The sequence below is a fragment of the Arthrospira sp. PCC 9901 genome, assembly GCF_059013425.1.
Genome location: NZ_CP102296.1, coordinates 256149 through 282753 on the forward strand (window position 1 = coordinate 256149; position 26605 = coordinate 282753).

24 protein-coding genes, 2 pseudogenes and 1 riboswitch are annotated in these 26605 nt (G+C 43.2%); of the genes and pseudogenes, 15 read left to right on the forward strand and 11 right to left on the reverse strand.

The window, feature by feature from the left end; translation table 11 throughout:
* Positions 1-83 precede the first annotated feature (83 nt).
* Positions 84-1652: a lysine--tRNA ligase gene (gene lysS, locus NLZ44_RS01315; protein WP_493751638.1), complete on the reverse strand. Its 1569-nt coding sequence runs from the start codon at positions 1650-1652 to the stop codon at positions 84-86.
* A 111-nt stretch (positions 1653-1763) separates the two neighbouring features.
* Here lysS and NLZ44_RS01320 point away from each other — a divergent pair, with 111 nt between their 5' ends.
* Positions 1764-2216 (forward strand): SH3 domain-containing protein, encoded by a 453-nt coding sequence (locus NLZ44_RS01320; RefSeq protein ID WP_006624683.1) that lies wholly within the window; start codon positions 1764-1766, stop codon positions 2214-2216.
* Between the two features lie 422 nt (positions 2217-2638).
* Entirely contained in the window at positions 2639-2893 is a 255-nt protein-coding gene (locus NLZ44_RS01325; RefSeq protein WP_187757922.1) for a hypothetical protein, read from the forward strand.
* Between the two features lie 82 nt (positions 2894-2975).
* Here NLZ44_RS01325 and NLZ44_RS01330 read toward each other — a convergent pair whose 3' ends face one another.
* The 3 genes and pseudogenes from NLZ44_RS01330 to NLZ44_RS01340 form a co-directional block, all read right to left on the reverse strand.
* Positions 2976-5546, reverse strand: a complete 2571-nt coding sequence (locus tag NLZ44_RS01330; protein WP_493751639.1) for a tetratricopeptide repeat protein — start codon at positions 5544-5546, stop codon at positions 2976-2978.
* A gap of 127 nt (positions 5547-5673) precedes the next feature.
* A pseudogene (locus NLZ44_RS01335) lies at positions 5674-5919 on the reverse strand (IS4 family transposase); the annotation flags it as partial.
* Positions 5877-6152: a HEAT repeat domain-containing protein gene (locus NLZ44_RS01340; protein ID WP_368662937.1), complete on the reverse strand. Its 276-nt coding sequence runs from the start codon at positions 6150-6152 to the stop codon at positions 5877-5879. The gene NLZ44_RS01340 and the pseudogene NLZ44_RS01335, both read right to left, overlap by 43 nt.
* A 337-nt stretch (positions 6153-6489) precedes the next feature.
* Between NLZ44_RS01340 and NLZ44_RS01345 the strand changes: the two genes are divergently transcribed.
* The 5 genes and pseudogenes from NLZ44_RS01345 to NLZ44_RS01365 all read left to right on the forward strand — a co-directional run bounded on the left by NLZ44_RS01345 (position 6490) and on the right by NLZ44_RS01365 (position 10285).
* Positions 6490-6693 carry a RelB antitoxin-like protein gene (locus tag NLZ44_RS01345; protein ID WP_006624681.1) on the forward strand — a complete coding sequence of 68 codons (204 nt, stop codon included), beginning with the start codon at positions 6490-6492 and terminating at the stop codon, positions 6691-6693.
* The gene (locus NLZ44_RS01350) at positions 6690-6917 is read left to right on the forward strand and encodes a hypothetical protein (protein ID WP_493751640.1); all 228 of its coding nucleotides are present in this window, start codon (positions 6690-6692) and stop codon (positions 6915-6917) included. The genes NLZ44_RS01345 and NLZ44_RS01350 overlap by 4 nt, the downstream gene beginning before the upstream one ends.
* 83 nt (positions 6918-7000) lie before the next feature.
* Positions 7001-7841 (forward strand): annotated as a pseudogene (locus tag NLZ44_RS01355) (Uma2 family endonuclease).
* Positions 7842-7992: 151 nt separating this feature from the next.
* Entirely contained in the window at positions 7993-9120 is a 1128-nt protein-coding gene (locus NLZ44_RS01360) for an RNA-guided endonuclease InsQ/TnpB family protein (RefSeq protein ID WP_493751641.1), read from the forward strand.
* A 292-nt stretch (positions 9121-9412) separates the two neighbouring features.
* Positions 9413-10285, forward strand: coding sequence for a hypothetical protein (locus tag NLZ44_RS01365; RefSeq protein WP_111891814.1), 873 nt, complete (start codon positions 9413-9415; stop codon positions 10283-10285).
* A 70-nt stretch (positions 10286-10355) separates the two neighbouring features.
* On the opposite strand, the gene dcm is transcribed toward NLZ44_RS01365, so the two are convergent.
* The 4 genes from dcm to NLZ44_RS01385 form a co-directional block, all read right to left on the reverse strand.
* Positions 10356-11645 carry a DNA (cytosine-5-)-methyltransferase gene (gene dcm, locus NLZ44_RS01370; protein ID WP_493751642.1) on the reverse strand — a complete coding sequence of 430 codons (1290 nt, stop codon included), beginning with the start codon at positions 11643-11645 and terminating at the stop codon, positions 10356-10358.
* 97 nt (positions 11646-11742) lie between these two features.
* Entirely contained in the window at positions 11743-12795 is a 1053-nt protein-coding gene (cobW, locus tag NLZ44_RS01375) for a cobalamin biosynthesis protein CobW (RefSeq protein WP_493751643.1), read from the reverse strand.
* A 142-nt stretch (positions 12796-12937) separates the two neighbouring features.
* A riboswitch (cobalamin riboswitch) is annotated at positions 12938-13083 on the reverse strand.
* Positions 13084-13189: 106 nt separating this feature from the next.
* Positions 13190-13432, reverse strand: a complete 243-nt coding sequence (locus NLZ44_RS01380) for a hypothetical protein (RefSeq protein WP_006624674.1) — start codon at positions 13430-13432, stop codon at positions 13190-13192.
* A gap of 48 nt (positions 13433-13480) precedes the next feature.
* Positions 13481-13690: a high light inducible protein gene (locus NLZ44_RS01385; RefSeq protein ID WP_493751644.1), complete on the reverse strand. Its 210-nt coding sequence runs from the start codon at positions 13688-13690 to the stop codon at positions 13481-13483.
* 215 nt (positions 13691-13905) lie between these two features.
* On the opposite strand from NLZ44_RS01385, the gene NLZ44_RS01390 reads away from it, so the two are divergent.
* The 7 genes from NLZ44_RS01390 (at position 13906) to NLZ44_RS01420 (ending at position 21422) form a co-directional block, all read left to right on the forward strand.
* The gene (locus tag NLZ44_RS01390; RefSeq protein WP_493751645.1) at positions 13906-14574 is read left to right on the forward strand and encodes a ferrous iron transport protein A; all 669 of its coding nucleotides are present in this window, start codon (positions 13906-13908) and stop codon (positions 14572-14574) included.
* A gap of 27 nt (positions 14575-14601) precedes the next feature.
* Entirely contained in the window at positions 14602-16959 is a 2358-nt protein-coding gene (feoB, locus tag NLZ44_RS01395; RefSeq protein ID WP_493752929.1) for a Fe(2+) transporter permease subunit FeoB, read from the forward strand.
* Positions 16960-17108: 149 nt separating this feature from the next.
* Positions 17109-17327 carry a FeoC-like transcriptional regulator gene (locus tag NLZ44_RS01400; protein ID WP_111892328.1) on the forward strand — a complete coding sequence of 73 codons (219 nt, stop codon included), beginning with the start codon at positions 17109-17111 and terminating at the stop codon, positions 17325-17327.
* A gap of 29 nt (positions 17328-17356) precedes the next feature.
* Positions 17357-17854, forward strand: a complete 498-nt coding sequence (locus NLZ44_RS01405) for a ferritin-like domain-containing protein (protein ID WP_493751646.1) — start codon at positions 17357-17359, stop codon at positions 17852-17854.
* Between the two features lie 57 nt (positions 17855-17911).
* Entirely contained in the window at positions 17912-18523 is a 612-nt protein-coding gene (locus tag NLZ44_RS01410; RefSeq protein ID WP_493751647.1) for an HMA2 domain-containing protein, read from the forward strand.
* Positions 18520-20700, forward strand: coding sequence for a heavy metal translocating P-type ATPase (locus NLZ44_RS01415; protein ID WP_493751648.1), 2181 nt, complete (start codon positions 18520-18522; stop codon positions 20698-20700). Before NLZ44_RS01410 ends, NLZ44_RS01415 begins: the two co-directional genes overlap by 4 nt.
* Before the next feature lie 383 nt (positions 20701-21083).
* Entirely contained in the window at positions 21084-21422 is a 339-nt protein-coding gene (locus NLZ44_RS01420) for a hypothetical protein (RefSeq protein WP_111892336.1), read from the forward strand.
* A gap of 72 nt (positions 21423-21494) precedes the next feature.
* On the opposite strand, the gene NLZ44_RS01425 is transcribed toward NLZ44_RS01420, so the two are convergent.
* Positions 21495-21821 (reverse strand): DUF5132 domain-containing protein, encoded by a 327-nt coding sequence (locus tag NLZ44_RS01425; RefSeq protein WP_493751649.1) that lies wholly within the window; start codon positions 21819-21821, stop codon positions 21495-21497.
* Positions 21822-22134: 313 nt separating this feature from the next.
* On the opposite strand from NLZ44_RS01425, the gene NLZ44_RS01430 reads away from it, so the two are divergent.
* Positions 22135-23241 carry a fatty acid desaturase family protein gene (locus NLZ44_RS01430; protein WP_493751650.1) on the forward strand — a complete coding sequence of 369 codons (1107 nt, stop codon included), beginning with the start codon at positions 22135-22137 and terminating at the stop codon, positions 23239-23241.
* Positions 23242-23355: 114 nt separating this feature from the next.
* Here the strand turns inward: NLZ44_RS01430 and NLZ44_RS01435 are convergent, their stop codons facing one another.
* Together NLZ44_RS01435 and NLZ44_RS01440 are read right to left on the reverse strand one after the other, a co-directional pair.
* The gene (locus NLZ44_RS01435; RefSeq protein ID WP_493751651.1) at positions 23356-25137 is read right to left on the reverse strand and encodes a CopG family transcriptional regulator; all 1782 of its coding nucleotides are present in this window, start codon (positions 25135-25137) and stop codon (positions 23356-23358) included.
* Positions 25138-25280: 143 nt separating this feature from the next.
* Positions 25281-26405, reverse strand: coding sequence for an ABC transporter ATP-binding protein (locus NLZ44_RS01440; RefSeq protein ID WP_493751652.1), 1125 nt, complete (start codon positions 26403-26405; stop codon positions 25281-25283).
* Positions 26406-26605: the final 200 nt, after the last annotated feature.

Consider the following 26605-nt stretch of genomic DNA (forward strand, 5'->3'; position numbering starts at 1 on the left):
AGTAAAGGTTTGGTAAAGCCATGGCGCTGAGGTCAGGGGATAATCAATAGTTAATTTACCCCCAGACCTAAAATTAATGGGAATTAAGTATCTTTGAAGGAACGCATAGTTGGGAATAAAATAGCATCGCGGATACTCTGGGTATCAGTTAAAAACATAACTAGGCGGTCAACTCCAATTCCCATACCACCACAGTTAGGCATCCCCAAAGAAAGTGCTTGAATAAAATCTTCATCCATGGGGTGTGCTTCATCATCTCCGGCTTGTTTTTGAGCCAATTGTTCCTCAAATCGCTGGCGTTGATCTACGGGGTCATTTAACTCGGAAAACCCGTTAGAATATTCAGTGCCATGAATAAATAATTCAAACCTCTCTACAAATCCCGGCTTAGAACGGTGTCGTTTAGCCAAGGGACTGACTTCTACGGGAAAATCAATAATAAATGTAGGTTCAATTAAGGTTGATTCTACCTTTTGGTCAAAGACGGCATAGAGTAAATATCCCAAATTTTGAGTATTTAAGTCTGTGAGTCTCACGCCGATCGCTTCAGCTTTGGATTTAGCTTCTGAGAATTCCAAGGTATCAAAATCTAAGCCAGTTTCATCTCGGACAGCTTCGACCATAGTTTTAACCCGCCAATGTTTTCCGGTGAATGTGGGATAAATATTGCTGTAGTCATATTGGCGATCGATACTGATTTTATCTCCCTGATAATCAATCTGAGTAGACCCGCCCAAAACCTCTGTAGCCACGGCACAGATTAAGTCTTCAACCAAAGCCATAATTTGGAAATAGTCAGCATAGGCTTGATAGACTTCAATGGAGGTAAATTCTGGGTTATGGGTGCTATCAATTCCCTCGTTGCGAAAGACACGACCAATCTCGAAAACCTTTTCCATACCGCCACAAACGGCACGTTTTAAGAACAATTCGGTAGCAATACGCAAGTATAAATCAATATCTAGGGTATTGTGATGGGTGATAAAGGGTCGCGCCGCCGCGCCGCCATAAATAGTCTGGAGGACGGGGGTTTCAATTTCATCAAATCCGGCATTCCATAGATAGGTGCGAATGCTGCGGATAATGCGGCTACGGAGTTTAAACCGCTGTAGGGATGTGGAATTACTAACTAGGTCTATTTCCCGGTGGCGGCGACAGAGTTCGGGGTCATTGATGCCATAGTAGGAGTCGGGGAAGGGTATGGTAGCTTTGGAGATCACGTCAAGGCGGGATACTTGAATGGAGAGTTCCCCCCGGTTGGTGCGGCAGCCAATACCCTCGACTCCGATAAAGTCGCCAATATCGAGAAGTTTTTTAATTTGGTTGAATGTTAAACCGGGGTCGCCTGTGACGAGTTTTTTCTCGATTTTGAGTTGAATGGTTGCTGATGCGTCGGTTAAGCCAATAAAGCCAATACTACCGCTATCACGTTTGAAGGTGATGCGACCACAGACTCGCAGGGGAAGTGCTTGGGGGTCGGCTTCTCCGTTGGCGAGTTGGTGTTGTGGTTGGGAAAAGTGATCGTGAATTTCTTGGGCGAGGTGCGATCGCTCAAAAGCTACGCTAGGATAGGGTTCAATACCCTGACTACGCAATTCTTCGACTTTTTTGGCACGAACTTCTAATTCGTTGCGGGTTGGATTCTCAGGCATTTCGGAAATTACATTATAGATTAGAGTCCTAGGATCTCATATCATAGCGATCATGAAGATCAGAAGAACCGGATAATTGACCAGTTACTGTGGTTAACAGTTATTGATCCCATGAGGAAGGTTAAACCCAAAATTAGGCTCGTTGTCCTGGGTGCTATTATACTGGCAGTAGGTGCGATCGCTATTGGTTTAGCGTTCAGGCCTGATGCTGAAAAGGATTTGAAGGCTAATGGGGATGCTCTGTTTGAGCCGATAGTGGGGAATCCTGGCTTTGAGGGGGAAACGCCGCCAGAGGTGAGGCGCAATTTTCCTGATGGTGAGTTTCGGGGTGCTGATTTTTACCCGCGAGCCAAGGCTAGAATTAGGAGTAATCGGGTAAATGTTCGCCGACTGGCTACTCTCAACACTGGAAGTATTGCTAGGTTATCGGAGGGGACGGTGGTGGAGGTGGTCGATCGCATTGATAATTCTGAGGATGGTTATATTTGGTATAAGGTTGTGCTTCCCGAAAGCGATCGCCAGGGATGGGTTCGCGGCGATTTACTTACCCAGATATCCGATTAAAGATTACGTCCCCTCTCCCCCTCTTCTCTGGGTTCTTTCTGGGTCTGTGGTTGCCAATCCCACCGCTCATGGTAAATTAGATCATCTCTATATCTGTTTATTGGTGAACCATCGGTAAACTAACCGACTCACCAACCAGCCGGATAAGATACTTAAAATAAAGTTTCTGTCCTTTCACCAGCGGATCGACATGATTCAAAGCCTAGACCCGACATCTGATTAAAACCCATGAGTTAGAGGTTTATAACTGGCTAAATGGTCGCTATGATCGGTTGGAACCCAACGTTCGCGAAGAGTCGCGGAGGAAATCGCGGACATTATGTGATCGCCACTATGCCAGAAAACATAATTAAGTAAAACTCTGGAGTCCTCAAGGGGTTTTACTCTCAACTCTCAATACCCACACCGGAGCAGTCCCTAAAGTGGCGTTTAGTTGGGATGGTTTGACCCTGGCTTTTGCGAGTAATGATCAAACGGTTATTTTCTGGAATTTACCACAGGTTTTGGATCAAAGTCAACTGTTACGTCCAGGGTGTGATTGGGTGGACAATTATCTTCAGCATTATCCTCAAGGGAGTGATAGCGATCGCGTTTTATCCAGTGTCAGGCAAACTTTTAAATCTTACTCAAATTATTTTGCTCCAGTTGTTGTTCCGAACTCCTACTTTTATCTATAATTGGTGTCATTGCGATGCTCGCGATGTTTTCAATCGTCTCAGGTATTCATTGAAATTTTGATTAATGTCTGAGTCATAAAAATCAAACACCGCCTAAAGCTCTTAGCCGTTCGCGACAGTTAGTTGCCCACTCTGTATTGCCTAATTCTGTATAAAGCTTTTCTGCTTCATTAAAATTAGAAATAGATTCCGCAAGTCTACCCAAATTCCAACAGGTTATACCTAACATATAAAGTGAATTAGCAATGTTATTTATATCCGCCTGTTGTCGAGCAAAAGTCAATGATTTTGTATATGATTTTAAAGCTTGCTGATATTGATTTTGGCGAGAATAAAGACTACCTAATTCATAAAAACTACTTCTTGCCCAATCCCAACTTTCCATTTCGCTATAAAGGTCGGCTGCTTGGGAATAATTAGAAATAGATTCAGAATTTTGACCTAAATTTTTATAAGTTGCTCCCAACATATAATAACTGTTTGCAGTCTCACTGGGTTTGGTGAGCTGTTTAGCCAGTTCGCAAGATTTATGAAAACATTCTAAAGCATATTTATCTTGTCGATTTTCATTATAAAAGCAACCAAAATTATATAATACTTGTTGCTGAACAGATGTATCATTTAACTGCTCAAGCACTTTTAATTGTTGCTCAAAACAAGTAATAACTTTTTCCGCTAACCCTAGCTTTTTATAGATAGTTATCATCCATCCTAGATTTTCCTGTTCGTGGTGAAGGTTTTGAAGTCTTTGAACTAAAGTTAAACGTTGTTCAAAACAATCAATTGCAGATTGAAGCTGTCCACTTTCTCGATAATCACAACCTAGCCAAGCTAAAGCCATGTCTTCCATTGCCGTATCATTGAGTGTTTTAGAAATTTCTAATTGTTGACTGTGATATTGAATCGCATTCAGGTAATTTTGTTGATAATAATAAACTTCTCCCAATTTTCCCACTGCCCAGCCTAAACCAGATTCATCACCAATTTCTTGTACAAAATTAATGTGTTTTTGATATAGTAAAATTGCATTATCTATCTTGTGTCCCGAAATGTAAGTTTCTCCAATCTTAAAGAACTGATCTCTTACCTGATTGATGTAGTATCTGTCGCCTATAGACCATAGAATACGATAAGCTTTTTGTATATATTCATAAGCTTCATTAAGATGTAGTGAATCACCAAAAACTAATGCTCTACCACAACAATAATAACCATAATAAGCTGCCCTAAATTTATCACCTATATTTTCATATAAAGATAAGGCTTGTTGACCATATTCTAAAGATTGATCATATTTTTCCTGGTTAAAGTAAATACTACTCAGCAGTCCCAAACAATATGCTTCGACTGAACAGTTTCCAATTTCTCGACAAATCATCAAAGATGTTTCTGCCAATTCAATTGCTTTTGGGTAATTTTTGATGCCATTATATGCGCTGCTCAATTCGCTGAGAGCATTGGCTTTTCCAGAACGATGCTCAATTTCTTCATAAATGACCAGAGCTTGTTCTAAATAGTTTACTGACTCTTGATATTGACTTAATAATCTGTGAATACCTCCGATTCCTCTTAAACAGTTAGCTTCGCTTAATCTACGTCCACCTTCGCGATAAATATTAAGTGCTTGTTCATACAGAGCAAGACTTTTTGGAAATTGACTAATGGATATATTAATCCCTGCTAAACTATAGAAACAATCTGCTTCACCAAAACGATTTTGTAATTCTTGGTATATTTTGAGAGCTGATTCTTGGAATTGCATGGATTGATCAAATTCACTGAGAGTATCATAAAGACTACCCAAGTTTGATAAAACATTAGCTTCTCCTAAACGATTATCTAATTCTCGATACAGGGTAAGAGCTTGTTCATAAACTTGAATTGCCTTTGGATTTTGACTTTGTGAAGTGTAAATTAAACCCAGAGCATTGAGAGCATTTGCTTTCCCCAAAATATTATTAATTTTTTCATAAATTTCATAAGATTGTTGAACAAAATTTAAAGCTTCGACATAATTGTTTGATAAACGTGCTATACTTGATATACTAATCAAAACACTAGCGATTTGATCATTGTCGAGAAGCTGCTGGGCAATCTCTAATGCTCTTTGATACCGTTTCAATGCTTCACCATACTGACTTGTCTCGAAACAAATGTCACCTATTTCTAGACAATTTGATAGCTCTTTTGTTAAAGGTAAATTTTGATGGTATAACCTCCATAATTGTTTAGCCCAGTGGAGATTAGATTTCTGTTGTTGAATAAAAGCATCAGGAATATTACCTAGAATCAAGGGATAAGGAGTTAAATCCCATTGGCAAGTAACACATTTGCTGACTTCAGAGACAATATACTCGGTTTGGCAAACGGGACAAAAATCCGAATTTTCTAATTTATTTTTCTGATAGTTTACCGACACATAAGAGTTATGATCTGATTCTAAGCTTTGTCTAAATGTTTCTAAATTTACCTGACTTTTTGCCTTCAACCACAAGCTTTTAGCCCAGGCTTGCTGAAGAAGTTGCTTTTGTGATATTTCTGTGGGAGTACGTTCGGAAATATCAGCCATTAAATTCCATCCACAATTAGAGCAGCGTAAACCTTGTCTCTCTGAGTATTCTGCTTCACAAACTGGGCAACTGTTTAAATTCATCTTTAGAAATGGGTTGGTTGTAAAAATATCTCTATCAAAGCATAAAAACTATCTGAAGACTGATTTTTTTATCTTATTTTTATATTTTGCGAACAGTTTCTGGGATGTGCTTCCATGTTAAATTTCTCTAAGTACAGGACAAAAGTTGCAGAGCCTGCTGAAACGAGTCGTGAAACAAAGGCAGATTGGAGAAAGTGCGGGGTAGAAAATCGAAACCGGTGCGGAAAAGACTGTTTGATCTTCGTCCGTGAGCTTTCAAAGGAATAGGCGAGTGTTGGTGAATCCACAAGCCCAGCTTCATAGCCCAAGTAAAAGCAAGGGTGAGCAAGGCTAATAAACGGCTGAATCGCTCGGCTTCGTTAAAGTGAATGGATGAGCTAACCACTCACGCCCTAGCTCTGGGTGGATTTGACCTAAGTTTTCTGCCGCTTGTATGCGGGTAGACTTATCGGTGGTAGTTTCCAGAAGATTGACTAACGCCGAAATTGCCGTTTTGTTACCTTTACCGATTTGACCTAAGTTTTCTGCCGCTCGTCTGCGGGTCCGCTCATCGGTAGTAGTTTCCAGAATATCAATTAACTCATCAATGCACTTGTCTTTCATCATATTTCAGACCGCTTTAGAGTGGTTGTCAGATTAATCTCATAAAGGACGAAGCATGACCGGATAAAGTCTCTGCTTTCAGAAACCGGGTTTCTTGTAGGAGCCAATAGCCATTCGCCCGTACTCGGTATGAAGCATAGATCGCCCCTCTGTATTTGGGATAAACTGATTATAATCTGAGAAAAGGCTGTCAGCGCGGTGAGTATCCCTGGCGGGGACGGGAATAACGCTTGAGGGTGCCGGAATTACCGTGAAGAGTCTTCCCGGGAAAAGCGGCTGCCTAAGTTTGTGTTATTTTTATCAGTAAAATTTGCGGATAAAGTGAATTGAGAAAGAGAATATGCAAGCAGAACAATATCCATTTGTCCAAGAATTGATTACAGATGTTTCTGGTCAAATTCGTAAAGTCATCTTGGATTTCAGTGATTATCAGCGACTGCTAGAAGTTATTGAACAAGAGGGACTTTATCAAGCCATGATGGAAGTCAAAAATGAAACTTCCTTGGACTTGGAAGCCGCCCTAGCTGAACTTGAGAAAGAATGAAAAGGCAGTATAAGCGGAGTTTTTTACAAGACTTGAAGGCTCTGACAAGTACCCCTCGCGCCCTGACTTTAGCAACTATTCCCAATCCGATTAAACTGCCCAAGGGTAAGGATTCCCAGTCAGCAATAAAGCCACGGGAAACGGAGGCATCGATCGCACTTAGTTTAATAAAGGAAAATCAAATTTCTCCAGACATATCCAACCAACAATGGGAGTCCGAATAAAAAGAGGACTTAGCTACCCTTAGCTGAAATTGCTATAATGAAATGAACTTTCTCAGTTTCTCTCGTTTCACCAACGGATCGACATGACTCAAAGCCCAGACCCGACAATAGTACCGCCGGCTTTTCCCGATCATACCCAATTACCTGAATCCGACGATACTCTTTACACAAAACTTTTTCAAACATCCCCAGAGTATTTTATTGACCGATTCTCTGGAAAGTACATTGCAAAACCTCCACCCCAATGGACAATATGCGATCGGTCAAAATTCCGGCATTTATTGGCGGGAAACTGACCCGCCGGAACGGGGTGCCGAAGCCCCAGATTGGTTCTATGTTCCCAATGTGCCACCGCAATTAGATGGTCAATATCGCCGTTCTTATGTATTATGGCGGGAGTATGCCGCTCCCTTTATTGCCATTGAATTAACCAGCGGTGATGGTTCGGAACAACGAGACAAAACCCCCCTCTCTCGATCGCCAGAAGGCGTTAACCAAAGACCTGGAAAATTTTGGGCTTATGAGCAGATTATTCGCATTCCCTATTATGTCATTTATCTGATTCAAACCCATGAGTTAGAGGTTTATCGCTGGGTGGGTGGTCGCTATGATCGCTGGGAAGCCAACGATCGCGGACGTTACCCGATCGCCACTATGGGAGTCGAGTTAGGCGTGTGGGAAGGTAGCTATCAAAATCAGACCCAGCAATGGTTACGGTGGTGGGATAACCAGGGTAATTTATTGCTCACTGGTAGCGAACTCGCTAAACTCGAACGCCAACGAGCCGATCGCGCGGAACAAAGCCAACGAGAAGCCATTCCTAAACTGCTGTCAATGGGTTTAAGTATAGAGCAAGTAGCTGAGGCTTTGTCCTTGTCGGTGGAAGATGTGGAAAAACTCGGCTCGGTTAGAGCCAGAATTTAATCCAAGATTTGCTTGACATCTTAGGACAATAAGGTACAATACCCAAAAAGATTCGCAACTCAATAATGAGTATACGGTCAAACCCCAGACCATGTCAAATTTCCCTGACGACATACTCATCAAGTCGGATTCTTCATGGTAAAATCAAATCATGGCTTACAAAGCTTTCCGGACAAAACTAAAACTCAATGACCGTCAAGCCACCTTGATGGCCAAACACGCGGGGTATGCTCGATTTGTGTTCAATTGGGGATTACACTTATGGATGTCAGCTTATGAAGAGGGACTCAAGCCTAACGTCAACTCCATCAAAAAGGTTTTTACGAATTATGTGAAACCTCAATATCCTTGGATGTCCGAATTGTCTTCTAGAGTTTATCAATATGCCTTCATTAATCTAGGGGATGCCTTTAAGCGCTTCTTCAAAGGAATAAGCAGTTATCCTAAATTTAAGAAGAAAGGCCACCATGATAGCTTTACCCTTGACAATTGCGGCCAACCATTCAATCTGTCAGGAACTCGCCATAAGCTGCCTTTTGTGGGCTGGGTTTCTACATTTGAGGCTCTACCCGAAAGTTGGGTTAAGAAAGTCACTATAACGCGCCAGGCAGGTGACTGGTATATGAGCTTTTTCGTAGAAATCACACCAGAAATCACACCTAAATATCGAGAGAGAATCGGGGTAGACCTAGGAATTAACAATTGGGCGACTTGCTCCGATGGGACCCAATTCTCTAATCCCAAGGCTTATAAAGCAGCCACCAAAAAACTAGCTCGATTACAACGTCATTTAAGTCGCAAAGTCAAAGGCTCGAAAAATTGGGCCAAATGTCTCTTAAAAGTTCAAAAGCTACATCAAAGAGTAGCAAACATTCGGCGGGACACGATTCATAAAATAACTACTTTCTTGGCTAAGAACCACAGCCAAGTAGTCATTGAAGATTTGAATGTGTCAGGTATGCTGAAAAATCATGGTTTGGCGGGTTCTATCGCTGATGCTTCATTTTATGAGTTCCGTCGTCAACTCGGTTACAAGGCAGAACGTTATGGTTCAAAGTTGATTATTGCCGATAGATTTTATCCATCCAGTCAACTGTGTTCTAATTGCGGCCATCGTCAAAAAATGCCCCTAGTCCGTCGGACTTTTGAATGTCAGAACTGTGGGCTGAAGATTGATAGAGATTTGAACGCCAGTATAAATTTAGAAAAATCGCCTGGTTCCGACGATTACACTTGTGGACGGGGTGCTGCCGACAGTCCCGGACGAAGCAAGAAATAAACATCAAGATCCGGCTATGTCCGGTTTTGTTTAAGTTTTATAGAGCAGATTAAAATCAACGGCGATCGCGGATAACTGCGATCGCTATTCAAGACTGTGGCGATAATTCCCCAGCCGATAACGTTGCCAAAAGTGCATCAATTTAGAGGCGGATAACCCAGCCATAGAAGCAGAAGGAAGCATCCCACTCAGCTTAACTCACCAATATGAATGGGTCGAGAAGTGGGGGATATAAGAGAGAATCGGATGAGCAATCCAGAGACAGTAGAGATAAGATTATCGGGTATCATTAATGCGATCGCACCTAAATTTAACCCATTACAAAACCCAATCAGAAGATACCAGCATCGATGCGGAATTGATGCAATTTGGGCGATCGCGTCAACTCAGCGCCAGTCAAAAACTGGCATTTCTCAAACGGATCATCCAACGGGGTATAAAATTGGTCTGCTGGGGAATTCACCAACAATCCCCCAATGGCGACAATTTGACATTCAAACAACTGTACGTCCGCAGACGCTGGGGGGAACTGTTTGCTACTTATAGTGATAATAACCTGTTTGATGAAAGGGAGCCATTGATGATAGAAGATCCGATCGCGATCGCCTATAAAATTATCGACAAACTCAATCTCTTAAATATCCCCTACTATATCGGCGGTTCCGTCGCCAGTTCCCTACAAGGTGAAGCCAGATTCACCCAAGATATTGACTTGGTTATTTATCTCGAATTATCTCAAGTCGAAGTTTTCATCGAAACATTCAGCTCGGATTTTTATGTCAGTGATGTCGCGGTAAAAGATGCCATATTAGGTGTCAGCAGTTACTTGAACTTAATCAATTTTGAATCTCTCGAAAAAGCCGATATTTTCATCTCCCGAAGCGATGATTTTTCTCGTTCCCAAATGAACCGCCGTCAACTCTATGTCCCGGAAGAAAACCCAGAACAAGCCTTTTATCTTTGCACTCCAGAAGATACCATATTACAAAAGCTGGTCTGGATGAGAATTGCCCAAAACGAATCCCAGAAACAATGGCGAGATATATTAGGTGTGCTGAAAATACAACGAGAACGCCTCGACTTAGACTATCTTTGGCAATGGTCAGAATATCTTAACATTTCCGCATCACTGAATCAAGCCATCCAGCAATCTGGTATAATGTAAATGAATCCCACAATTTTATGTCGATATTATCTACTATTAATTAGGGGATTTTACCAATGCTTAGGGAAATTTATGGTTTCCCAAGAAATGGGGTCTTAGCTGTTGGTATTAAGTTTAGTAACAACTCTTGAGCGATCGCTTTAACCACCGGAATGGTAACCGAATTTCCCAACTGACGATAAGCCTTATTCTGATTGGGGTGAAGTTGAAAAGAATCTGGAAACCCCTGTAAACGCGCCGCCTCACGGGGAGTAATTCGACGGACTCTTCCCCCATAATATACCCCCAATCGGTTCCCATCACTAGCCACCAAAGTCACCGATATTTTATCGGGGTCGAGAAACTTATATACTTCAAAGGAAAAATTACCCGCCACTGGCTTATATTTATCATCAATAAGTTGCAGATAGTTTTTGTCAACTAAAGAGGCTAATAATTGCGCTAAATTAGGATGGGTATAAAAACTAGCAATTTGAGCCTTGGTAAGTAACTTCCCATCTTGATGTTGACCAAAAACCTTATGGCGGCGTTTAGTAATCAAGCGATTCATCAGGTCAATTTCCTGGGGGGTACAGTCTCCCCGTAACCCCAACTCCCAAGAGTGAATCGAGTTTCCCCCCCGATAGTCAATCAGTCTCACCCCATGTAATTTCTCTAAGTCCCCCTTCAGAAAGGTTCGTAACGCCGTTGTAAATTCCGCAGAACAATCATAATGTTGGGGGGGATTATCCTCTAAAATATCTCTGACTGTACAGGGAGTTTTAGACCCAGAAAATAAAGACAGTTGACCGGACTGATAAGAGTGAGAATCCTTAGCACCCAAATCTGACACCAGGTTGAAGTGAGGGGTTTGGTTCAGCACACCCATCATATAGGCTCGGACGCGATTTTGGGGGACACCATAGTTGGAGCTATTCAGTAAAAATAGGTCAAAACTATAACCCCTATCTTGCATTTTTTGGCGAATTGTGTTAATGGTTTTTCCTTGGTCATGGGTGACTAAACCGCGAACATTCTCAAAAATAAAAGCCTGGGGTTGTTGGCTATCTATGAGGCGTAAAATCTCAAAAAACAAGGTTCCCCGCGTATCTCCAAATCCGGCTTTTTTACCGGCGTATGAGAAACTTTGACAAGGAAATCCAGTCAGCAAAACATGATGGGGGGGAAGGGAGGAAATGGTCTTAATATCCCCTTGGGGAGTTTCGGAAAAGTTGGCTTGATAAACCTGTCTAGCATCCCTATCAATTTCACTACTGAGGAGACAATCAGGGATGCAACCGAAGGACTCAACCGCCTGCTCAAAGCCGAGTCGCAATCCCCCAATTCCGGCGAATAAATCTATAAATTTAACGGTTTTCATCTTTTCTAAAATCGGGGGGGGAATTATCGACCCGGTTTGTGGAAAAACCGGGTTTCTTGGGGAGAGGTTATCAACTACCCCTAAAATATCTCAAATTCTACCCGTTTAACGCCATGGTTTCTGATTCCAAAGAAGCCGCTATTTGTTCCTGATTAAGACTACGACCAATAAACACCAGTTGAGTTTGGCGAGGTTCGTCGGTTTTCCAGGGGCGATCGAAGAAGGTATCAAATCGGTTTCCGACTCCTTGAACTACCATCCGCATGGGTTTATTGGCTACGGCTATAAAACCTTTGATGCGGTAGATTTCCCACTGCTGGGCGATCGCCTTTAGTTGATTGACTAAACTGGCGGAGTCCCTGACTGGATCTAAGACTAAATGCACAGCATTGATATCATCATCGTGTTCGTGTTCCTCTTCCTGGTCATGGTGACTTGGGCGACTGTCCAGATGGTCTTCTACCGCTGCATTAAAGCCTAATAATATGTCAGCGGAAATTTTACCTTGCTGACAGGAAACCGTCTGCACTCCTGGGGTTAACTCCTGTTTTAGCCATTGCTGAACCCGCTGCTGAGACTCTTCATCAATGCGATCGCCTTTCGTCAAAAGTACCAAATCAGCACAAGCTAACTGGTCTTCAAATAACTCCTCGATTGGTGTTTCATGTTCCAAAGTTTCATCCGCTTGACGCTGCTTTTCTAAAGCCTCTAAATCTCCCACCAGTTGACCATTGGCTAGGGCTTCACTATCAACTACCGTAATCACACCATCTACCGTCGCTTTGGTGCGAATTTCCGGCCATCGGAAGGCTTGAACCAGTGGCTTTGGTAAAGCCAAACCAGAGGTTTCTATTAATATCGAATCAATCGCATCTTGGCGTTTAAGTAGTTCTTGCATAGTCGGCAAAAACTCTTCCTGGACGGTGCAACACAGACAACCATTCGCTAATTCGATGATATTAGTTTCCGTTTCTTCTTCGTCACAAACTTGGCAAGATTTGAGGATTTCGCCATCAATACCTACTTCGCCAAATTCATTGACTAATACCGCGATCCGACGACCTTGGTTATTTTGCAGTAAATGGCGGATCAGGGTGGTTTTTCCAGCCCCTAAAAATCCGGTGATAATGGTTACAGGAATTTTATGCACGGTTTTTTGACTCCTCCGAAATTATAGCGATTTGCTATCTATAAATGTTGAGATTTTCCTAGAGTTTAGATGGGCGATCGCTATGATATTTAGATTGTGAAAATACTAAATCAACCATCATCCATACCTCGCAGATGAATCAACAATAGGTTACTTATCGGCGGGCATTCTGACTGAGAGACTAACAGAGTCCCATCACAGTTGCGGGACAGCGCCGGACTTACACCGGACTTTCCCCCTTTCCTCTAAGGGCTGATTTCCCTTAGAACCGATATCGGGAATATCTTATCACAGGTTGGGCGAATTCGGGGAAAAACCAAAAAAGTCCCTGCTTATTTCTAAACAGGGACGGTTTGTTATTAGTGAATAGGGAGAGATAGGTAAATTTGATGACTTAGACTAAGTTAGTGAAAATCAAAGCCCCAATAGCGCCACTAACGGCGATCGCCATCAGTAAATTTGTAAAAAACCTGCCGTATTCTGCATTATAACCAAGGGCTTTGTCTTCCTGACCACCTGTGAAGAATAAAGACCAGGCTTGGTTAGCTGTAATTACTTCTGAGGTACTGTTAAAGTCCGGTCGAAAGATTACAGGTCCGATTAAGTATTTGTTAGGAAAGTTAAAATCTGTTTTCATACAAGTCTCCGAAATGCTACTGAATTATAGGCTGAGAAAATCTGGGTTTTACAGGCTAGTTAACCAGCCAATTAAACCATGTCCGGTTAACGCTTCTAAGGCTAGGGCGGATATAAACCCGATCATAGCTAGTCGTCCGTTGAGTTTCTCTGCGTATTTGTTGAAACCGAATTGTTGCGCTTCCTCTACATATACTTGGGGTTCGATCGCGTAAACATTTGCGCGTCCGCCTTCTTCCATAATTTGTCCACGAACCATAATATTTTTGCCTCTCTTACTTCTTGTAAACAAATGTAACACACTGCAAACAAATATTGCAAGGGGTTGACAAAATTAATTTTTTTGGTATAATTATTCGTTTTTTCAAGATATAGGGGTTTGTTAAAAATTTATTAACAATGGGATTTTTCACCTAGTTACATGGTATTAGTTAAAATTAATTCTCAATTAGCTCAACATAGAGCCAATAGATTATGGACAATGATAACTACTGTGCCGATGTATCCGTGAACTGCTTTGATGGTGGATCAAGCTGGTCAGGATTTACTTACCTCAAAGACAACACTGGTCATGCTCGCACCATAAGTGAATCACCAGAATCATTGGTTGTAGTGGGCGAATCATCAATTCCGGGAACCTTTGCTTTGTCGGAGGCGAAGGTAGGCGATCGCTTATATATAGTTGCTCTCAATTGTGCCGGAGGCAATACCCGTCTAATGGGGATGGGGTTAATGCCAGGTGTAGAATTAAATGTCATTAGTTCCACAACCAGTGGATCAGTGATTATCGCCCTAGGCGACCATCGCTTAGGACTGGGGGCAGATATGGCTGAGAATATTCAGGTCGCCACAGAAAACCTCACCCAGTCGAAAAGGAAACTCTCATCAATGAATAAGACTAATGTTGTGCAGTTGCGCCATGCGGCGATCGGTTCTCGGTTGCGGGTGGTTGGTTATGACCCCGGCGCGCGTAGCTACAAACGGAAATTATTAGCCATGGGATTAACTCCAGGGGTGGAATTTACAGTCAAACGCCACGCACCTTTAGGAGACCCGACCCAAATTGAGGTCAGGGGATTTAACCTGAGTTTACGCAAAGACGAAGCAGATGCCCTTCAGGTGGCATTAATCAACCCATCCTAAAGGAGGAACAAAATTGTGAGTCAGTCTATGGAACTGAACCGCCAAACCGATAATAAGGCAGCGATGTCCTGTATTGCTTTGGTGGGAAACCCTAACTGTGGGAAAACGACCCTATTTAATGCTTTAACTGGTAGTAATCAGCGGGTAGGTAACTGGCCCGGAGTTACCGTAGAACGGAAAGAGGGAAGCTATCGTTATCAAAACCAGACCATCAAGGTGATTGACCTGCCAGGGGTTTACTCTCTGGACGTGGAAGATGCCAGCACTGGATTAGATGAACAGGTAGCGCGAGACTATTTACTATCGGGTGAAGCCACCCTAATTATCAATATCGTAGATGCGTCGAACCTAGAGCGAAATCTGTATCTAACCACCCAACTGCTGGAAATGGGTTTACCGATCGCGATCGCCCTGAATATGATAGATATAGCCCAGCAGCGGCAAATTACCATTGATGCCCAACAATTAGGCGATCGCTTAGGCTGTCCGGTAATTCCCATGAGTGCTAGTTCTGGGCGAGGGGTAGAACAACTGCGGGAAATTGTCCGAGATGCCATACTTATGGCAGACCGCCCCCAAGCCAAAGTCGCCTATCCAGCCGTTATCGAAGCCGCCCTAAGTGAAATTACCGAATCGGTAGCCCAACAATATAACTACTTACCCCCAGACCATCGTTGGCAAAGTCTCAGTTTATTGCAATATGACGATCGCCAAAGTTTGGTTAATCAAGATGTCGTTAAGCAAATTGCCACCCACCGCCACCGCATACACCAAACCCTGGGAGAAGATATCGACTTATTGATTGCTGATGCGCGCTATAGCTGGATTCATCAGATGTTACAGGGTATCACACAGCGATCGGACCTAGTACAACAGCACGTTTCCGATCGCATTGATCAGGTAGTCCTCAGTCGCGCCTGGGGTATACCCATTTTTTTGGTAGTCATGTACCTGATGTTCCTGATTTCCATTAACTTTGGTGGCGCATTTATCGACTTTTTTGATATCGCCTTCGGCACCGTATTTGTAGATGGCATGGCTCATGGCCTTGAGCAAATTAACGCCCCCGGTTGGTTAATCGGTACTCTAGCCGAAGGAGTTGGCGGCGGTATCCAAACCACCGCTACATTTATCCCCCAAATTGCCTTAATGTTTATCTGTCTAGCCATCTTAGAAGACTCTGGCTATCTCGCCCGCGCCGCCTTTGTTATGGATCGGTTTATGCGGTTTATGGGGCTTCCGGGTAAGTCTTTTGTGCCAATGATGGTCGGTTTTGGCTGCAATATTCCCGGTATTATGGCAACCCGCACTTTAGAAAATCCTCGCGATCGTCTAATGACCGTCTTAATGAATCCCTTTATGTCCTGTGGGGCGCGCCTGCCAGTTTATGCCCTGTTTGTAGCCGCATTTTTCCCCAGAAACGGACAAAATATCGTTTTCTTGCTTTACATCATCGGGATTTTAGCAGCCGTGTTCACCGGGTTAGTCATGAAGCATACCCTCTTACGCGGTCAATCTTCCCCCTTTGTCATGGAATTACCCCCCTATCATATTCCCACCCCCAAAGGTGTATTAATCCGCGCTTGGGAAAGGTTAAAAGCCTTTATCACCCGCGCTGGGAAAATGATTGTTATTGTCGTGTTAATTCTGGGTTTATTAAATTCTGTCGGAACTGATGGTTCTTTTGGGAAACAGGATAGCCAGGATTCTCTTTTAAGTGCCGTTAGTCGCACAATTACCCCAGTTTTTAGCCCCATGGGAATCACTCAAGATAATTGGCCGGCTACTGTCGGCTTATTTACCGGAGTATTTGCTAAAGAGGTCATGGTTGGCAGTATGGATGCCCTTTATAAGCAATTAGGGGCTGATGAAGCATCCGCTGCCGACTCAGTGGAAGAACCCGAAGAAGAATTTAGTTTTTGGGGAGGTATCGCCGAAGCCTTTGCTAGTATTCCCGCTAACTTAGCTGATTTAGGTAATCAAATACTTGATCCGGTTGGTTTAAGTATTATGGAAAGCACTGATAATCAGGAAGAAGCCGCCACAGCACAGGAGGTTAGTTATAGCACCTTTGGTCAAATGTCTCAAAGGTTTGGTAGTTCTACCGCCGCTTTTGCTTTCCTGTTATTTGTGTTGCTTTATTTCCCCTGTGTGTCTGCCATTGCTGCTGTTTACCGGGAAACTAATCTCGGTTGGACGGTGTTTGTGGCTGCTTGGACTACTGGACTAGCCTACTGGGTTGCTAGTTTCTACTATCAGGCTATGACTTTATCACAAAATACCGGAGAGGCTTTGGGTTTATTGATGGGACTCTGTATCGTCATGGGTGCTACTTTAGTTAGTCTCAAAGCTGTTAGCAACCGTCGCCATTCTCCCCGTTTGTAGCCAGGGTTAGACTTGCCAAAAAAGCAGGTTATTAGCCTTTTGGCTGTAGCTAGTCTCAAGGATTTGTGAATTTATGGTTATCGGTGTTAACAGGTATATTCATGATACCATAGAGACTAGCGATCGCACCATTTATCCCGTCGTCAACTATGCTACTTCAACAACTGCAAAATCATCTCAGAAATCATGGTCGCGTTTCTTTGGCAGAATTAGAACATCAGATGAAAATTGATGCTGATACCCTGCGATTCATGCTGGGCAAATTAATTAGAAAGGGGCGAGTTTGTAAAGTGGAGGGTAAAGCCTGCGGGGGCTGTCATAGTTGCCCCCCAGAAGCGATCGAGTTTTACCAATGGATATCTCCCTAATTTAATGAGTTAATCAGGAGTTAATCAAAATGTCAGATAATCCAGCCCTGGATAGTCTTAAACAGGCTTTATGTGAAGCCATACAGGATGAATATAAAGCCTGTGCTACCTATCGGTTAATTATCCAAAAATTCGGACCGATTAGACCATTTGTGAATATTATCGCAGCCGAAAAAAGGCATATACAGGCATTAATTCCACTGTTTATAAGGTATAATATTCCCATACCAGAGGATGATTGGGAAACTCGTATAATTCCCCCCGACTCAGTACAAGAAGCCTGCGAACAAGGAGTTAAAGCCGAAATTGAAAATGGGGAAATGTATCAAAGGTTATTGAAAGACACATCAAATTACTGGGATGTACAAAATGTGTTCTTAAATTTGCAACGTGCATCCCAAGAAAACCATTTACCCGCCTTTAAACGTTGTGTCACCAGAGGTAGTCAAACCATAGCCATATCTAATCAAAACAACTGTTATGGTGGACACCGACATCAGCGCCGGAGAGGTTGTCAATTCTCCTAGTTATATAGTTGGTAAATTATCGATGGTATACTGTCCTGAAAATAAGGTAAATTGACCATGACGGATTCAGCATTATCTACCGAAGTTCAAACAGCAGAAAATCCCGACATTCTTCCCCAAATAGGTCGGTGGTTAGAAGACTATGAGGAAGTGGTGACGATTTTACCTGTGTTAGCGGGTTTATTAGTTACCAGTCGCCTGCGGCTACGGGGGGCGCAAGCCTTGATGGTTAACCTGTTAATGGCTGCAATTATTCGCCAATTAGTTCGACAATTGAAGCAGGAGGCTAAAGCTAACTCTCCCGCTACTAATTCCACTCAAGCCACAAGTCCTAATAACCATCAAGATAATAGTCCGAAAGCTACCACAACTGAAACCGAAGATTATACTATTGTTCATTCTATACCCGGACGGCTTCGGCTGCGTATTCCCCGTTTAATGACTGATGTTCTCTATGCGAAACGCTTAGAAAAACTGTTGTCTGATGAACAGCTAGTTAAGTCGGTACGCATTAACCGCACCGCTGCATCTTTGATTATTCAATATGACCCGGCTGGGGTTTCGGAATTGGAGTTAGGTATGTATTTAGTTACTATCCTAGAAAAGGCTGAAACTACTGCTGAACCTGATACAAATTCCGTCTCCGATGATTCTGAACCCACATCATGACCACCGCGATATCAACATCATTATCTAATCAAGAATGCCAGGTTATTCATCAGGTAGCTGGACGGACTCGCTTTCGCATTCCCCTATTAGCTAAACATCCCCAATTAGCTACTGAAATTCAGCCGATTTTAGCAAAAAACTCCGGTATTACCTATGTGCGGATTAACCCCATAGCCGCCTGTATGGTGGTGCAATATGTCCCGAATAAATTAGCGGCGGTTGATTTATCAAATTTGGTGATTAATGTAGTCAAAGACTTGACAAATCATCAATTTTATGATAAGCCAATTTATGGTGTTAATAATGAGCCGGAAACCCAGGAAGAATCAGGGACTTTAGAGGAAACTGAGTCGAGTCTGCGGCTGCCAATTATAGCGACTGCGTTGGCGGTTTTAAGTCGGTTTCCGCAATTAACACCATTGCGCCCTGTGGCGAGAATAGCGTTTATTCTAGCGGCTTTTCCTGTGGCTAAACGGGCTTTTAACAGCCTGATTAATCAGCGAAGGTTGAATATTGATTGTCTGGATTTTCTCGCCCTGAGTTTAAGTGCGACTCAGGGTAAGTTAGTTACCCCGGCTATGGTGATTTTACTGCATGAATTGGGGGATGTAATTCGGGAACAAACGGCGCGGGCGACGGAGGTACGCACGGCGAGTTTGATGGATGCTATTGGTAGGTTTGCATGGGTGGTGGTGGATGATGATTTACCCCCGAAACAAATCCCAAGCGATCGCCTTCAGGTGGGGGATAAAGTCGTCGTTTATCCGGGGGAACAAATCCCCGTAGATGGTACTGTCTTAAAAGGAGAAGCCGTTATTGATGAACAGGGTTTAACTGGGGAAGCAATGCCATTAGTTAAACGGGTGGGAGAGTCGGTTTTAGCTTCGACTTTGGTGCGTTCAGGACAGCTTTACTTAAAAGCCGATCGCGTCGGTTCTCAAACTAGGGCTGCTTTGAGTATAGAATTATTACAAAAGGCTCCCGTTTATGATACCCGCATGGCTAATTATGCCGAAAAAGTCGCAGATAGGTTAATCTTGCCTTCTCTACTTTTGGCGGGTATTGTATTAGTTACTAGCCGAGATGCTGCTAGGGCTGCCGCTATTCTTACCCTCGATTTTGTCACCGGAATTAGAGTGTCAATTCCGACAGCTTTTTGGGGTGCATTAAATCATACAACCCGCCATGGTATCTTGGTTCGCAGTGGTCGTACTTTGGAACAACTCGCCGAAGTTGATACCGTGGTTTTTGATAAAACCGGAACTCTGACCGAGGGTGAAATTGCGATCGCTGCCGTGCGGACGCTTCCCGGAGGAATGTCCGAAACCGAACTGCTAAAACTGGCGGCGGCCGCGGAAATGAGACTTAATCACCCCGTCGCCGAGGCGATCGTTAATTATGCTGCTCAACTTGACATTACTATTCCCCCACGAGGAGAATGGTTCTATGATTTAGGCTTGGGAGTACGAGCGCAAATTGAAGGTCATCAGGTATTGGTGGGAAGTCAACGTTTTCTCGAACAACAGCGGGTTAATTGGGGTGATAATTCCCTGATTTCTACTAGCCAAATGACCCAAATTTATGTCGCTTGTGATGGCGATTTTCAAGGGGTGATTGAATATACTGACCCCCTGAAACCAGAAAGCGATCGCCTCATACAAGCCCTGCAAAAAAATTATGCGATCGAAGTCCATTTACTCACCGGAGATAACCCCCAACGCGCCGCCTTAGTTGCTGAACAATTAGGGATTCCCAAATCGCGGGTTTATGCCGAAGCCTTCCCCGATGAAAAAGCTCGTATTGTTCGTGATTTACATCGCGCCGGTCGGACTGTCGCCTTTATCGGAGATGGATTAAATGATTCCGTCGCTTTGGCTTATGCGGATGTTTCCATTTCCTTTCAACATGGCTCTGATATTGCTCGTGAAACCGCCGACGTAGTGTTGATGAATAATAACCTCTTAGACGTTTTAGAAGCCATTGATATCGCCCGTCAAACTCGCAATTTAATTGACCAAAATATCGCTCTCGTCGTCGCCCCGAATTTAGCAGCTTTGGGGTTGGCTTCCACCGTAGGACTTAATCCCTTAGTGGCTACTGCTATCCACAATGGTTCGGCGATCGCCGCCGGAATGAATAGTCTCCGACCCCTAGTTGAACACCAGATGAACAATTAATAATTAATAATTAATAATTAATAATGGTCGGGGCGCGCCTCCCCAGTCAATTCTCAATTCCCCAGGACGATATGAATAAACCCGCCCCACCCCACCCGGTAATTAATGGATAATTGTAGGGGTGGGTTCCGCAGTCAATTCTCAATTCCCCAGGACGATATGAATAAACCCACCCCACCCCACCCGGTAATTAATGGATAATGGATAATTGATAATGGTCAATTCTCAATTCCCCAGGACGATATGAATAAACCCGCCCTCCGGGTGGGGCTAGTTCCTCCCCCGATACAAATTGTTGCAAATTGTTGTCAGTTATGTGCCAAATCCTGCTAACCTGATAAATAGCAGAATTTTGATGTTATTATATTTGAGTCGAACGAGTTATGTCTCTGATTCATTTGGAAAAATCGGTACTCACCTTTCATTTCAAAGAGATGATCGAGGATGGACATGGCAATCATCCCTTAACCTGGGTAGGTCTGGGGGTGTTGGTTTTAGGGCCAAAACTCCTGCCAGCTATTACTAAAATTTCTCACACAAACACCAAGACAGTTAGTAAACCCCGGTTATCTTCATCACGTCGTCGAGAAATTCCACTCTCCCAGTGGATAGCAGAAGCTAAGGAACGGGAGTTATCCAATTCTATCTATAAGCCCATGATTACCCCAAGTTCTGAGGCTTTCAACCATGGGAATGCTCACGAATTATCAGTTTTGAATTAATCGTAATACATCCACAGGTGGCTGATAGAATATTCAAGCCACCTATAATTATAGTCTCAATCCCCCTTTAGCTTATTCCTGGTTGGGCGAGAGTTGCGGGGTAGAAATAGCCGACTTTAAACTAGCCCTTTTTTGGGCTTCGGTCAAGGCTTCCGCTTTGGCTTCTGCTGCTATGTCTGCCACCATTTCCCCAGTTTCAGCCATAGCGACTTTAGCTTTTTCAAACAAAGTCACACCCGATTTAATCGTAGCCTTCAGAACTGGCTTAACCAGGGGCAAAACCACTGGAGTCAGCGCTACTGCTGTCACTCCAATGGCAATGGCTTGAGCATTAGGATTGGCTGATAGTTGGGCGATACGTTGTCGCAGTCCCGTTGCCCCCTGAGACATTTCTTGCATAACTTTCTCCTATTTCAGGTGAGGATATTTAAGGTTAATATCCCCATTTAAATTATACAATAAATTTGCCAAAATACCAATTTTTTGGGGCTAATTTTGCCAGCAATTATTGACATTTGCCTATGTTGTCCACTGTTGATATTTGCGAAATATAATCAAGTTCCATGATTCCCTAAGGGCTGGCCCTGGTGTGGGCTATCTCCACAAAAGTCTTAAAAAAACCTTAATTTTTAGGGACATGGGTTGACAGTGAAGTTTTTTTTTGCCACCAGTGTTATAATCTCATGCTTGTGATCAATAAAATTTTGGTTTAATGACATCAACAACGTCAAAAGTAACTTTTGGGAAAAGTATTGGGTTCCGCAAAGAACTAAATCGTCGAGTAAACGCTTATTTTGAAGCGGAGAATATTTCCCCTCGTGATAACCCCGCCATGTACCTGAAAACAGCAATTATTTTGGCTTGGGTAGTATCAGCTTGGACCTTCGTGGTTTTTGGTCCTGATGTGCTATGGATGAAACTACTGGGTTGCATTGTTTTAGGTTTTGGAGTTTCCGCCGTCGGTTTTAACATTAGCCATGACGGAAATCATGGAGGTTATTCTAAATATCAATGGGTGAATTATCTATCTGGATTAACCCATGATGCGATCGGAGTTTCTAGTTATTTATGGAAGTTTCGCCACAATGTACTTCATCATACCTACACCAACATTTTAGGTCATGATGTGGAAATTCATGGGGATGAATTGGTGCGGATGTCTCCTAGCATGGAATATCGCTGGTATCATCGCTATCAACATTGGTTCATTTGGTTTGTCTATCCGTTTATCCCCTACTATTGGTCTATAGCAGATGTACAAACTATGCTATTTAAGCGCCAATATCATGACCACGAAATCCCCCCCCCGACATGGGTAGATATAGCAACCTTGCTCGCCTTTAAAGCCTTCGGTGTGGCTGTGTTTTTAATTATACCGATCGCCGTTGGTTATTCTCCCTTAGAAGCAGTTATCGGCGCTTCTATTGTGTATATGACCCATGGACTGATCGCCTGTGTCGTATTTATGTTAGCCCATGTCATTGAACCGGCGGAATTTTTAGACCCCGACAATTTACACATTGATGATGAATGGGCGATCGCACAAGTAAAAACCACCGTTGATTTTGCCCCCAAAAACCCAATTATTAACTGGTATGTAGGGGGATTAAACTATCAAACCGTCCACCATCTATTTCCTCATATCTGCCACATCCATTATCCTAAAATCGCCCCGATTTTAGCAGAAGTTTGTGAAGAATTTGGGGTTAATTATGCCGTACATCAAACCTTTTTTGGTGCTTTAGCTGCTAACTATAGCTGGCTGAAAAAAATGTCCATCAACCCGGAAACAAAAGCGATCGAGCAGTTAACTGTTTAATCTAACTGTTTAATCATCACTAACCTTTTCAAGACTCTAGGGGCGCATTTTATCTAACTGATGCGCCCTTTTTTTAGCCTTTAAATTAACCAATAGAGAAACCCACAGCAGCCATTAATAAGTCTTAGAAAAAATGCGGTTACTCCACTTATTCAAATGAGACTCAGCCAACATTGCCAAACTCTGCAACTCCTGAGTTCTTTGTTGCAAAGCCGAAATCGCCCGCGCCTGTGACTCTAATTTTTGCCTAACCAGCCCACAGCATTTAACCAGACCATCAACAGTTTCCAGTTCTCCAAACTCTAGGTTATTCTCTGAACTGACCAAATCCCACAACTGTTTTTTCATGGTTTCAACCATATAGCGCTGATGTTCTGATTGTATTTGTAAAGCGCTATACTTATCCGCCGGAACAGTTTGTGATAGCATAGCTTCCAGTTCCGCAATACGAGTAAGTTTTTGCCGAACCTCAGCCATTTCTGTTTGTCGATTTTCTAACTGTTCTTGTAACTGATTAATCAGGTTTTTGTGTTGTTCTGCTTCCTGTTCGAGTTTCTGGTAGGTGTCCATGGAAACACTTGCAGATAACTGTGATTGCAAATCAGCCACAGTAGATTTCTGCTGTTCTAATTGCTGTTGTAGCTTTTGGTGAACCTCAGCCGTCACCGTTTGTTTTAACTGTGATTGCAAATCAGCCACAGTAGATTTCTGCTGTTCTAATTGCTGTTGTAGCTTTTGGTGAACCTCAGCCGCCACAGTTTGTTTTAACTGTGATTGCAAATCAGCCACAGTAGATTTCTGCTGTTCTAATTGCTGTTGTAGCTTTTGGTGAACCTCAGCCGTCACCGTTTGTTTTAACTGTGATTGCAAATCAGCCACAGTAGATTTCTGCTGTTCTAATTGCTGTTGTAGCTTTTGGTGAACCTCAGCCGCCACAGTTTGTTTTAACTGTGATTGCAAATCAGCCACAGTAGATTTCTGCTGTTCTAATTGCTGTTGTAGCTTTTGGTGAACCTCAGCCGTCACCGTTTGTTTTAACTGTGATTGCAAATCAGCCACAGTAGATTTCTGCTGTTCTAATTGCTGTTGTAGCTTTTGGTGAACCTCAGCCGTCACCGTTTGTTTTAACTGTGATTGCAAATCAGCCACAGTAGATTTCTGCTGTTCTAATTGCTGTTGTAGCTTTTGGTGAACCTCAGCCGTCACCGTTTGTTTTAACTGTGATTGCAAATCAGCCACAGTAGATTTCTGCTGTTCTAATTGCTGTTGTAGTTTTTGAGAGTCACCCAGTTGGCTTTGGAGTTGATTAAGAGTTTCCTGATTTTGCTGTTTCAGGGCTTCGTGGTCTTCCAGAGAAACCGTGTTCGCCAGTTTACTCTCAAGTTCTCCAATCCGTTTAAGCTGTTTTTTAAGGTCAGTAATTGAGTCTTTATGTTGTTGGAGTTCTTGCTGAACGTGATGATATTCCTTAGCCGGAACACTATTTTCAAGTTGCGCTTGTAATTCTGGCAACTGACCTAGTTTTTGTTCTAGTTCAGCGATAGTATTCGCCTGTTCTATAACTTGTTTTTGCAGGGTTTCGTATTCCTGCTGAAGTTGATCATATTCAGCCGATCGCTTTTCTAATTCGGCGGTAATAGCCGGGCTATCATCGGATTGATCATCAACTTCTGTTTGTGTATTAGTGTTAGCCAGGCTAATAGTTGTGCCTTCTTCATCCATAGAGATCTTAAAGTCACCCCTAGCAATACGTTCGACAAATTCCGAACGCGACAGACCCAACTCTTTAGCAGTTGTGCTTAATAATTTCGCTCCTGTGGGTGTTAGCGACACCCCTATTTTTACCTTAGTTTCTGAATACAAAGTCGTGACTCCCCGTTTTTTCTTTCTTGGCATTACCCCCTCCTCAGCCGTTCTACAACTTAGCTGCTCTAACCAGATCTTACCAAAAACTGATCACAATTCAACATTTGGTTAATCTTTGTGATCAGAACCGGAAAAATTTAAAGTTTTGTAAAGCAAAATTCGGGGGGACTACCTTAATGGGGAGCCGATACATAAGCTGATCTGGGAGTTCCAGAGCCAGAAACAGAGGGAAACACGCGCACGGAGTCTTGAGGAAACATCACCTGTACTCGCATACCGACAGGAAGCGATCCCCCTCCGAAGGGAGTACGAGCAATCAGTTCACCTCCAGAAGGAACCTGTAAACAATAATGAAGTTCGCGACCCAAAAACTGGCGATCGCGAATCACCACCGAAGCCGTTTCGTCAGGTTTGAGGATAAAATCTTCTTGGCGCACCATCAAATCTGCTTTTTCAGTGATATCGGAATCATCATCCAAATCCAAGTTAGAGGCGATCGCAAAACAGCCCACCTCAGTTTCCCACAAATTCCCCCGGCGCTGTGCTGGGATAAAATTAGCCTGGGTAACAAACTCCGCCACAAACCGAGAAGCCGGTTCTAGGTAAATTTCCTCTGGAGTCCCCCACTGTTCCAAATGTCCATGGCGCATTACCGCCACCCAGTCAGAAATTGATAAAGCCTCTTCTTGGTCATGGGTAACAAACACCGCTGATGCTCGTGCTGCTTTCAGAATTTCCCGCAATTCCTGGCGCAATTTCAGCCGCACTTGTACATCTAAATTACTCAGGGGTTCATCCAATAATACCAACGCCGGATTAGGGGCCAAGGCTCGTGCTAAAGCCACCCGTTGCTGTTGTCCCCCAGAGATTTCATGGGGATAGCGATCGGCATATCCCGACAACCCCACCAATTCTAACACTTCCGCCACTCGCAACTGTAGTTGTTTGGGGGATTTTTGGCGGAGAGTTTCCAAACCAAAAGCAATATTTTGGGCTACTGTCAGGTGAGGAAACAAGGCATAATTCTGGAACACCATACCCACCCCCCGACGTTCTGGGGGAACCCACTGTTTGAACCCAGAAACCACCTGTCCCGCAATCTCTACCACTCCCCTATCTGGCTGTTCAAACCCTGCAATTATCCGCAACAGAGTAGTTTTACCACATCCAGACGGACCCAGTAGACTCAGAATATCTCCCTGGTTCAAGGTTATGCTTATATCCTCGACGGCGGGGGTGTAAGTGTTGGGATACTGCTTTGATATCCCTACCATATCCAAGATAGCAGACTCAGACATCGTTAGTTCTGTTAACCTTCCTTTAACTGTGCGCCGGGTTTATTGATAAAGTTTCCAATCAATACCCTCTACCATCATAGGACATTATTCGTATATATTCTCACTAAGTCCCTGTTAAGTTTTATGGAATTTTCCCAGATGGGGATTTGCCCGAGTCAGCCGCCAAAAGTGATTGCGGTTGAACATGGCGCGGTAGTAAG